The sequence below is a fragment of the Bacteroides sp. 43_46 genome (assembly GCF_001915455.1).
Lineage (GTDB): Bacteria > Bacteroidota > Bacteroidia > Bacteroidales > Bacteroidaceae > Bacteroides > Bacteroides caccae.
The window spans coordinates 25,069-35,997 of record NZ_MNQN01000109.1 but is presented as its reverse complement, the minus strand read 5'-3'; the positions used below and the strand labels follow the sequence as shown (position 1 = coordinate 35,997).

Annotated in this window: 9 protein-coding genes; 7 read left to right on the top strand and 2 right to left on the bottom strand. The window is 45.1% G+C overall.

What is annotated here, in order from left to right; genetic code table 11:
• Positions 1-175: 175 nt before the first annotated feature.
• From BHV72_RS10365 to leuB, 6 genes are all read left to right on the top strand, one after another.
• Entirely contained in the window at positions 176-418 is a 243-nt protein-coding gene (locus BHV72_RS10365; RefSeq protein ID WP_286855751.1) for a hypothetical protein, read from the top strand.
• A 397-nt stretch (positions 419-815) separates the two neighbouring features.
• Positions 816-2,312, top strand: a complete 1,497-nt coding sequence (locus BHV72_RS10360) for a 2-isopropylmalate synthase (protein WP_005679676.1) — start codon at positions 816-818, stop codon at positions 2,310-2,312.
• 82 nt (positions 2,313-2,394) lie between these two features.
• A complete protein-coding gene (gene leuC / locus BHV72_RS10355; protein ID WP_005679675.1) occupies positions 2,395-3,789 on the top strand; it encodes a 3-isopropylmalate dehydratase large subunit in 1,395 nt (464 codons plus the stop codon).
• Positions 3,790-3,831: 42 nt separating this feature from the next.
• The gene (leuD, locus tag BHV72_RS10350; RefSeq protein ID WP_005679673.1) at positions 3,832-4,434 is read left to right on the top strand and encodes a 3-isopropylmalate dehydratase small subunit; all 603 of its coding nucleotides are present in this window, start codon (positions 3,832-3,834) and stop codon (positions 4,432-4,434) included.
• Positions 4,410-5,954, top strand: a complete 1,545-nt coding sequence (locus tag BHV72_RS10345; RefSeq protein WP_005679672.1) for a hydroxymethylglutaryl-CoA lyase-like TIM-barrel protein — start codon at positions 4,410-4,412, stop codon at positions 5,952-5,954. Before leuD ends, BHV72_RS10345 begins: the two co-directional genes overlap by 25 nt.
• Before the next feature lie 62 nt (positions 5,955-6,016).
• Positions 6,017-7,078 carry a 3-isopropylmalate dehydrogenase gene (gene leuB / locus BHV72_RS10340; RefSeq protein ID WP_005679671.1) on the top strand — a complete coding sequence of 354 codons (1,062 nt, stop codon included), beginning with the start codon at positions 6,017-6,019 and terminating at the stop codon, positions 7,076-7,078.
• 130 nt (positions 7,079-7,208) lie between these two features.
• Here leuB and BHV72_RS10335 read toward each other — a convergent pair whose 3' ends face one another.
• Both BHV72_RS10335 and BHV72_RS10330 read right to left on the bottom strand, forming a co-directional pair.
• Positions 7,209-7,898, bottom strand: coding sequence for a phosphatase PAP2 family protein (locus BHV72_RS10335; RefSeq protein WP_122271842.1), 690 nt, complete (start codon positions 7,896-7,898; stop codon positions 7,209-7,211).
• A 97-nt stretch (positions 7,899-7,995) separates the two neighbouring features.
• A complete protein-coding gene (locus tag BHV72_RS10330) occupies positions 7,996-9,831 on the bottom strand; it encodes an LTA synthase family protein (protein WP_182317092.1) in 1,836 nt (611 codons plus the stop codon).
• Positions 9,832-9,960: 129 nt separating this feature from the next.
• On the opposite strand from BHV72_RS10330, the gene cysK reads away from it, so the two are divergent.
• Positions 9,961-10,911: a cysteine synthase A gene (gene cysK / locus BHV72_RS10325; protein WP_195651915.1), complete on the top strand. Its 951-nt coding sequence runs from the start codon at positions 9,961-9,963 to the stop codon at positions 10,909-10,911.
• The last annotated feature ends 18 nt before the right edge of the window (positions 10,912-10,929 follow it).

The window sequence follows — 10,929 nt, the reverse complement described above, 5'->3', positions numbered from 1 at the left end:
TCGTCACGCCGATGGTACTGCGTAACAGTGGGAGAGTAGGTAGCCGCCGTTTTTTATGAAGCCCCTTCAGTAGAAATACCGGAGGGGCTTCATCTGTTTTGGTAGTCTGGGAAATTTATGCTATATTTGTCACCGACAATTATTTTATTCAACGTTTAAAGCAAATTTAAAGAGTATGAAAACGAAACTATTTTTAGCTGCTGTTGCAGTAACATTTTCCTTTGCAATAATGTCTTGTGCAGGTAACAAAACTAATAATGCTGCTACTGAAGGCGAAGAAACAACTGTAGAAACAGTAGAAGCTGCTGCCGTTGTTGAAGAAGCTGATTCTTGCTGCCAGGCTAAAGATTCTTGCGCTACTGCTTGCGACAAGAAAGCAGACTGTGCAGAAAAGAAAGAATGCTGCAATAAGAAGTAATCTATTGACTTAGAACGATAACGAAAGAGGGGACGAAGTGTATAAGACACGACGTTCCCTTTTTCTGTTTAATGGAACTTACCTCTATAAGTGATACATTATTTATAAAATTTGCCTTTAACTTATGAAATGAAGTTTTTTATGATAAAAAAGTAACGTATTATTTGGTGGTAAAGAAATTATCTATACCTTTGCACCGTCAAACTAATAAAAGAGACAAAAGATGAATCAGATGTTTATACATATTCTACTATGCGGTATTATTATTCTACTATCAAGGGTTAGTGGAAGTGAGTGCTACGCGTAAATGTGTATAATAAAGATATACGAAAGCCTTTCTCACTTCCATGTGTGAAAGGCTTTTTTAATGCTAATAATTATATAATATAAATAGAAGATGGACAATAGGTTATTTATTTTTGATACCACCCTTCGCGATGGTGAACAGGTTCCGGGGTGTCAGTTGAATACAGTAGAAAAGATTCAAGTTGCGAAGGCATTGGAAGCTCTGGGAGTAGACGTGATTGAAGCAGGATTCCCAATTTCAAGTCCGGGTGATTTTAATTCTGTGATTGAGATTTCTAAAGCGGTGACCTGGCCTACTATTTGTGCCTTGACCCGTGCTGTTCAAAAGGATATTGATGTAGCTGTAGACGCATTGAAGTTTGCTAAGCACAAACGGATTCATACAGGTATCGGAACTTCTGATTCGCATATCAAATACAAATTCAATTCGAACCGTGAAGAAATTATCGAACGTGCGGTAGCTGCTGTAAAATATGCGCGTCGTTTTGTGGATGATGTGGAATTTTATGCAGAAGATGCAGGCCGTACGGATAATGAATATCTGGCACGTGTGGTAGAAGCTGTTATTAAAGCCGGTGCTACGGTGGTGAACATTCCGGATACGACCGGTTACTGTTTGCCTTCTGAATATGGTGCCAAGATTAAATACCTGATTGACCATGTAGACGGTATTGATAATGCAATTATCTCTACTCATTGCCACAACGATTTGGGTATGGCAACTGCAAACACTATAGCAGGTGTCTTGAACGGCGCCCGTCAGGTGGAAGTTACAATTAACGGTATCGGTGAACGTGCCGGTAACACTGCACTCGAAGAAATCGCTATGATTATCAAGAGTCATCACGAAATCGATATCCAGACAAATATCAATACCCAGAAGATTTATCCGACAAGCCGCATGGTATCCAGTTTGATGAATATGCCGGTACAGCCGAATAAGGCGATTGTCGGACGGAATGCTTTTGCACACTCTTCCGGTATCCATCAGGACGGTGTCTTGAAGAATGTACAGACCTATGAGATTATTGATCCGCACGATGTGGGTATCGATGATAACTCTATCGTATTGACTGCCCGTAGCGGACGTGCTGCATTGAAGAACCGCCTGAATATCTTGGGTGTTAATTTGGAACAGGATAAGCTGGATAAGGTTTACGAAGAATTCCTGAAACTGGCTGATAAGAAGAAAGATATCAACGACGATGATATACTGGTATTGGCAGGTGCCGACCGCAGTGTGAATCATCGCATCAAGTTGGATTATTTGCAGGTGACAAGTGGTGTCGGTGTACGTTCGGTAGCCAGTCTCGGATTGAATATCTCCGGTGAGAAGTTTGAAGCTTGTGCCAGTGGTAATGGTCCGGTGGACGCTGCTATCAAAGCATTGAAGAAGATTGTTGACCGCCACATGACACTGAAAGAATTTACTATTCAGGCTATCAGCAAGGGAAGTGATGACGTAGGTAAAGTTCACATGCAGGTGGAATACGATAACCAGATATATTATGGTTTCGGAGCTAATACGGATATTATCGCCGCTTCGGTAGAAGCCTATATTGACTGTATCAACAAGTTCAAATCATAAGATAGAGACTGAGGTCATATCTCAGCATTACAGGGATTGACTAAATTTGTAAATAGTAATTAGTAAAATAGTAAATAGACAGATGAATACATTATTTGATAAGATATGGGACGCCCATGTGGTGACTACCGTGGAAGACGGCCCGACACAGCTTTATATAGATCGGTTATATTGCCATGAAGTGACCAGTCCCCAGGCTTTTGCAGGACTGCGTGAACGTGGGATCAAAGTGTTGCGTCCGGAAAAGGTATTCTGTATGCCCGACCATAATACACCGACACATGATCAGGACAAGCCGATTGAAGATCCGGTTTCCAAGACACAGGTCGATACACTTACGAAAAATGCCAAGGATTTCGGATTGACGCACTTTGGCATGATGCATCCAAAGAATGGTATTATTCACGTAGTAGGTCCCGAACGTGGCTTGACTTTGCCGGGAATGACAATCGTGTGCGGTGATTCACACACTTCTACTCACGGTGCTATGGGAGCAATCGCTTTCGGTATCGGAACCAGTGAGGTGGAAATGGTGCTGGCATCGCAATGTATTCTCCAGTCGCGGCCGAAAACAATGCGTATCACAGTGGACGGTGAACTGGGCAAAGGAGTGACTGCAAAAGATGTGGCGCTTTATATGATGTCTAAGATGACTACAAGCGGTGCTACCGGATACTTTGTAGAATATGCCGGCTCGGCTATCCGTAATCTGACTATGGAAGGACGCCTTACTCTCTGTAACCTTTCTATCGAAATGGGTGCACGTGGTGGTATGGTGGCTCCGGACGAAGTGACTTTTGAATATATCAAGGGGCGTGAAAGTGCTCCGCAAGGGGAGGCGTGGGACAAAGCTTTGGAATATTGGAAGACGTTGAAGAGCGATGATGATGCCGTATTTGACAAAGAAGTGCGTTTCGATGCAGCTGATATTGAACCGATGATTACCTACGGAACGAATCCGGGAATGGGTATGGGGATCACCCGGCATATTCCTACTACTGAAGGAATGAGTGAAACAGCACAGGTTTCTTTCAAGAAGTCACTGGATTATATGGGCTTTCAACCGGGCGAATCTTTGTTGGGCAAGAAGATTGATTATGTGTTCCTCGGTGCTTGTACAAATGGCCGTATCGAAGATTTCCGTGCGTTTGCCTCTATTGTGAAAGGACGTAAGAAAGCGGAAAACGTGATAGCATGGCTGGTTCCGGGTTCATGGATGGTAGATGCGCAGATTCGGAAGGAAGGAATAGACAAGATATTGACGGAAGCCGGTTTTGCAATCCGCCAACCGGGATGTTCTGCTTGTCTGGCGATGAATGATGATAAGATTCCTGCCGGAAAATATTCCGTATCTACCAGTAACCGTAACTTTGAAGGGCGTCAGGGACCCGGTGCACGCACTTTGCTTGCCAGTCCGCTGGTAGCTGCTGCCGCAGCGGTGACAGGGGTGATTACCGATCCTAGAGAATTAATGTAATTGACAATCGAGAAATTGCAAATTTTAAAATAGTAGACAAAGATGGCTAAGACAAAATTTAATATAATAACAAGTACTTGTGTACCTCTCCCTTTAGAAAATGTAGATACTGACCAGATTATTCCGGCCCGTTTCCTGAAAGCAACGACTCGTGAAGAAAAGTTCTTCGGCGATAATCTGTTTCGTGACTGGCGTTATAATGCCGACGGTTCACTGAATGAAGAATTTGTGCTGAACAATCCTACTTATGGGGGACAGGTGTTGGTGGCAGGGAAGAACTTCGGTTCCGGTTCGAGCCGCGAGCATGCTGCTTGGGCTATTGCGGGTTATGGTTTCCGGGTGGTAGTCTCCAGTTTCTTTGCAGATATTCATAAGAATAACGAGTTGAATAACTTCGTGCTTCCGGTAGTCGTTACAGAAGGATTTCTTCAGGAATTGTTCGACTCTATCTATGCTGACCCGAAAATGGAAGTGGAGGTGAATCTTCCCGAACAGACCATTACTAACAAGGCTACAGGCAAGAGTGAACATTTTGAAATCAACGCTTATAAGAAACTTTGTCTGATGAACGGACTGGATGATATAGATTTCTTGCTAAGCAATAAAAATAAAATCGAAGAATGGGAAAACAAGGCGTCAAAATAGAGATCATGGACACAACGCTCCGTGACGGTGAACAGACCAGCGGAGTATCTTTTGTGCCTCATGAGAAACTAATGATTGCCCGTTTGCTGTTGGAGGATTTAAAAGTAGACCGGGTAGAGGTTGCTTCGGCGCGTGTGTCGGACGGTGAGTTTGAAGCCGTGAAGATGATCTGCGACTGGGCAGCCCGCCGCAATCTGCTTCATAAAGTGGAAGTGCTGGGATTTGTAGACGGCCATACTTCGGTGGACTGGATACAGCATACCGGTTGCCGCGTCATCAACCTGCTTTGCAAAGGTTCGCTGAAACACTGTACGCAGCAATTGAAGAAAAGTCCCGAAGAACATATTGAGGATATCATCAATGTGGTGCGCTATGCCGATGAACAGGATATTGCTGTCAATGTCTATCTGGAGGATTGGAGCAACGGAATGAAGGACTCTCCCGAATATGTATTTCAACTCATGGAGGGATTGAAGCATACCAGTATCAAACGTTATATGCTGCCTGACACTTTGGGTATCCTGAATCCGTTGCAGGTAATTGAATATATGCGGAAGATGAAGAAGCATTATCCGAATATGCACTTCGATTTCCATGCCCACAATGACTATGATCTGGCGGTGAGCAATGTGCTGGCTGCCGTGTTGAGCGGTGCCAAAGGATTGCACACAACGATCAACGGACTGGGCGAACGCGCGGGCAATGCTCCTCTTTCAAGTGTGCAGGCTATTCTGAAAGACCACTTCAATGCAGTGACCAATATTGATGAGAGTCGCCTGAATGATGTCAGTCGGGTGGTAGAATCATATTCGGGTATTGTCATTCCTGCCAATAAGCCGATTGTGGGGGAGAATGTCTTTACGCAGGTTGCCGGAGTTCATGCTGACGGTGATAATAAGAATAACCTGTATTGCAATGACCTGTTGCCCGAACGGTTCGGAAGAAAGCGGGAGTATGCGTTAGGAAAGACCAGCGGCAAGGCGAACATCCGTAAGAATCTGGAGGACCTCGGTCTGGAACTGGACGAGGACTCTATGCGTAAGGTGACGGAGCGTATCATCGAATTGGGGGATAAGAAAGAATTGGTGACCCAGGAAGATTTGCCGTATATCGTTTCCGATGTGTTGAAGCATGGTGCGATAGGTGAGAAGGTCAGACTGAAAAGTTACTTTGTCAATCTGGCTCATGGCTTGAAACCAATGGCGACGCTGAAAATAGAAATCAATGGCAAGGAGTACGAGGAAAGTTCGAGCGGTGACGGTCAGTATGATGCATTTGTGCGTGCTTTGCGTAAGATATATAAGGTGACACTGGGACGTAAATTCCCGATGCTGACCAATTATACGGTAACAATTCCTCCGGGCGGACGCACGGACGCTTTTGTACAGACAGTAATCATGTGGAGTTATGAGGACTGTGCTTTCCGTACGCGCGGACTGGATGCGGACCAGACCGAGGCTGCCATTAAGGCAACCGTGAAAATGCTGAATATCATTGAAGATGAATATGAGAAAGAGTAGGTGAGAATCAGCTTGTCCGAAGAATGTTTTATAAGTATATATAAATAGAAGAATTAACGATTATGGATTTTAAAATTGCTGTATTAGCAGGCGACGGTATCGGACCGGAGATCTCTGTGCAAGGTGTAGAGGTGATGAGTGCCGTTTGCGAGAAGTTTGGTCACAAAGTAAGTTACGAATATGCAATCTGTGGCGCGAATGCCATTGACGAGGTAGGAGATCCGTTTCCGGAAGAAACATATCAGGCTTGTAAGAACGCGGATGCAGTCTTGTTCTCTGCTGTCGGCGACCCGAAGTTTGACAATGATCCTACTGCCAAAGTCCGTCCGGAACAGGGATTACTGGCAATGCGTAAGAAGTTGGGACTTTTCGCTAACATCCGTCCCGTACAGACATTCAAATGCTTGATTCACAAATCACCGTTGCGTGCGGAACTGGTAGAAAATGCAGATTTCATCTGTATCCGCGAACTGACCGGAGGTATGTACTTCGGCGAGAAATATCAGGATAACGACAAGGCCTATGACACTAACTATTATACCCGTCCGGAAATTGAACGTATCCTGAAAGTAGCTTTCGAATATGCAATGAAGCGCAGAAAACACTTGACCGTGGTAGATAAGGCGAATGTCCTTGCTTCTTCCCGCCTGTGGCGTCAGATTGCACAGGAAATGGCCCCTCAGTATCCGGAAGTGACGACTGATTATATGTTTGTGGATAATGCTGCGATGAAGATGATTCAGGAGCCGGCTTTCTTTGACGTAATGGTAACGGAAAATACATTCGGTGATATTCTGACCGATGAAGGTTCTGTAATCAGTGGTTCTATGGGATTACTTCCGTCGGCCTCTACAGGGGAAAGTACTCCGGTGTTCGAACCGATTCACGGTTCATGGCCGCAGGCTAAAGGGCTGAATATTGCTAATCCGTTGGCACAGATTCTTTCCGTAGCTATGTTGTTCGAGTATTTCGACCTTAAAGAAGAAGGAGCGTTGATTCGTAAAGCAGTAGACGCTTCTCTGGACGAGAATGTACGTACACCTGAAATCCAAGTTGCCGGTGGTGCCAAATACGGAACCAAAGAAGTGGGACAATGGATTGTAGATTACATTAGAAAGGCTTGATAAAAAGAATAATTGTATCAGGCGGGTAATATCCCTTTATCGGGTAACCCCTTCATATAAGAAAGCCTGACAACTTTTCCCGGTTGTCAGGCTTTTCTTTTCTTTATATATTTCGGATTGCTTCTTGTTTCTACCAGCTTTTGATTGTAGAGTAAATAATAATGCCGAGTACTGTCAGGAAGCCTACATACATAGTGACCGATGTTTGTCTGATAGTATTTCTTCTTACACGGGAAGGCTCTTGCAGGTAAGAAGCTATTTTATGGGCAATCGTACAGAACAGCCAGCCGCCGAACCCTCCGATGATGCCTCCTACAATTAAGTCTCCGGGGTAATGTACGCCCAAGTATATGCGCGTGTAACAATTGAGAACTGCCCAGGTTATGATGAAAACACTTAACCAGCGTTTACGGAACAGGAATACTACATACATAGCAAGGCCGAAAGAGTTGGCGGCATGACAGGAAGGAAAACCGTAACTTCCTCCGCGATAGCCGTTTACGATATGCACCAGGTCTACAATCGGATTTTCCAGATTGGCAGGACGCAGACGTGCCACGACCGGACGGATGATACTGCTGCACATCTGGTCGGCAAAGGTTATGGTAAGCGCGATCGCAGCCACATAGCACAGGACTACCTTCCAATGGAAATTGATTAGCAATATGTATAATATGGTAGCGTACATCGGTACCCATATAATTTTCCCCGTGAAAGCACTCATAAAATAGTCCCAAAAGGGGGAATGTATGCCGTTGAAGAACAGGAAGACATTGGTGTCCACTTCCGAAAGGAAATTGATAATTTCGGTATTTATCATCAGTCTTTATTGTTATATTTTTGAACGTTGCAAATATACAATAAAGAAAAAGATATTGTTCTATACCGCTTAATAAATAATCTGTATTTCTGTTATTCTAACGTTTGGCCAGGTCGTCATAGAGCTTTTGCAAGAAAGCTTTTCCCTTTTCCAAATTTGCTCCTTTCTCCGTTCCTTCGTCAAGTTGTACGGTGTTGGCATCCAAATTATATACCAATTGATTTTCGGGAGTCACCATACCGAAGTAGTTCGGGCGGGTGAAATATCCGAAATGAGGAGATGACGGATTCAGGATATCCTTGCTGAAAGTAAATTCATCGTGTGGCAGTCCCAGTTGTGAAAGCAGGGTGGCGGCAATGTCAATCTGCGAGGCATAAGTATCTATCACACGCGGTTCCTTTATCGCGCCTCCAATTAAAATAAGAGGGATTGTTTGTCCGTCCAGTGGATTCTCGATCGGATATGGATAGGCTCCTTGATGATCGGGAACGAGTACAAATACTGTATTTTTCCACTGTGGGAGTTCCTGGTATTGTTTGATGAAGTCGCCTACGCAACTGTCGGCATAAGCGAATGCATTGAGAACCTTGTCATCCAGCCGGTGAAACGGAACTTCAAAAGGTTCGTGGCTGCTTGAAGTCTGGACAAGTTTCAGGAACGGTTCCTGTTGCTTTTCCTCTTTCATGTCTTTCAGCAGACGCTGGAATAATACGTGGTCTTGTGCCCCCCACTTGCCGGTACGTTCGGACAAAGGGAAATCCTTGTCGCAAATAATCTTTCCGATACCGGAAGATACCAGGTAAGAGCGCATATTCGTAAAGTCCGCATCTCCGCCGTAATAATATTCAAGGTTGTATCCGGCGTTTTTCAAGCTGCGCGGGATCGAAGGAAGTTTGTCCGTCTTTTCGGGATATTTCATAATGCTGGTGCTCGGCTGTCCGGGATATCCGCTGATGATAGACGCCAGACCACGGTCGGTACGGAAGCTGTTGGCATAGAAGTTACTGAATAAGATACCTTCTTTGGCAAATTTATCCATATTGACAGCTACATTCGGCTGCCCACCGAAAGTTTCCATCAGGTGTGTGGAGAAACTTTCAAGAATGATAAAGACGATATTCGGGCGTTGGGTATTCAGGAGTTGCGGGATACTGTCGGCCGGTGTGGCGGGTTTGTCCACCATTTTCGCAAATAGCTTGTCGGCTGTGTTAGGGTCCATGAAACGATACTGCTTCTCGAAGTTATTCTGATGCGTGGCAGAGTACATGAAACTGAATGCCGGATTAATGGCGGCATGGTTCATCAGTTGGTCGGAGCTGAAATATACTTTGCTTAAGTTCATGGTCGATACGGTGAAACCGCCGCGGATAGGGATGAAAAGCGCTGCCGTCAGTAATAATAATGCGAGGGAGACATTTTGCCGGCGATAAGGTATCTTCATGGGGTTCTTCTCGCGGATCAGTACGTAGTAGAAAATGCAGTATAAAATACCGGCGTAAATCAGCATGGCTACTATCCCCAGCAGTACGAACCAAAAGCTGACACTTGCCATGGCGTCCTTGGGAGAGGAGAAGAAATAGAAAATCGGAGTGGCGTCCAGGCGGAATCCCCAAAAGCCGTACAATCCCAGGTCGACGATAAAGATGCAAGCCATGATGAAAGCAATCAGTCCGAAGTAGACTTGGCGGATACGGCGGAGCACGGATGAATCGGTCCAGGCGGAGGCGATGAGCAGCAGGCCCGGAATAGCGGTCAGATATCCCGCCAGTGATAAATCCAAGGGAAGTCCGTGCCACATGACCCGGAAATAGTCTCCGAGAGACGCGTTGATATATAATTCACGGTAATAAACCATGAAGATAGGTTTCTGAAGTGCAAATAAGAGGACAAACAAAAAATAAGTCGTGAGAAATTGTATGATTCTCTTTTTCATATCTGTAAACTTAAAAAGATTGAACGGATACAAAGTTACTATACTTTTCCTTATCTTTCTCATGATGTGATATAAAACATACCTTTTTTTCTCTATCTTTGTCGTACAAGTGACATAAAATGTAATAAAATGGCAAAGATAGTAAAGAAACTAACCGATCTGGTAGGTAATACTCCTCTAATGGAACTTTCCGGTTATTGCGGGAAATATGGTATGGAACAAAATATTATCGCCAAGCTGGAAGCATTCAATCCGGCAGGGAGTGTGAAGGACCGGGTGGCTCTTTCGATGATTGAAGACGCCGAAGCTCGCGGAGTTCTGAAACCCGGTGCGACGATTATCGAACCCACAAGTGGAAATACCGGTGTCGGGCTGGCAATGGTGTCTACTATAAAAGGTTATCATCTCATATTGACTATGCCCGAAACGATGAGCCTGGAACGGAGGAATCTGTTGAAGGCACTCGGTGCACAAATCGTATTGACGGACGGACTGGGAGGCATGGCAGCGTCTATCGCTAAAGCGGAGGAACTGCGTGACAGTATTCCCGGTTCGGTGATTTTACAGCAATTCGAGAATCCGGCCAATGCCGCCGTTCACGAACGGACGACAGGCGAGGAAATATGGAAAGATACGGACGGCGAAGTCGCGGCTTTTGTGGCGGGAGTTGGTACGGGAGGAACGATTTGCGGTGTAGCCCGTGCATTGAAGAAGCATAATCCGAAAATTCATGTTGTAGCCGTGGAACCGGCAGCATCTCCGGTTCTGGAAGGAGGAGAGGCGGCTCCGCATCGTATTCAGGGGATTGGTGCCAATTTTATTCCGAAACTTTATGATGCGTCTGTGGTGGACGAAGTAATAAGCGTGCCCGATGATGAAGCGATTCGTGTGGGACGTGAATTGGCGGCAACCGAAGGTTTGCTCGCCGGGATTTCTTCGGGAGCGGCAGTATATGCGGCCCGTTTGTTGGCGGGACGTCCCGAATTCAAGAACAAAAAAATCGTAGCGTTGTTACCTGACACGGGAGAGCGTTATTTGTCAACAGAGTTGTTCGCATTTGATGCGTATCCGTTGGACTAAGTTATTCATTAAACCTGA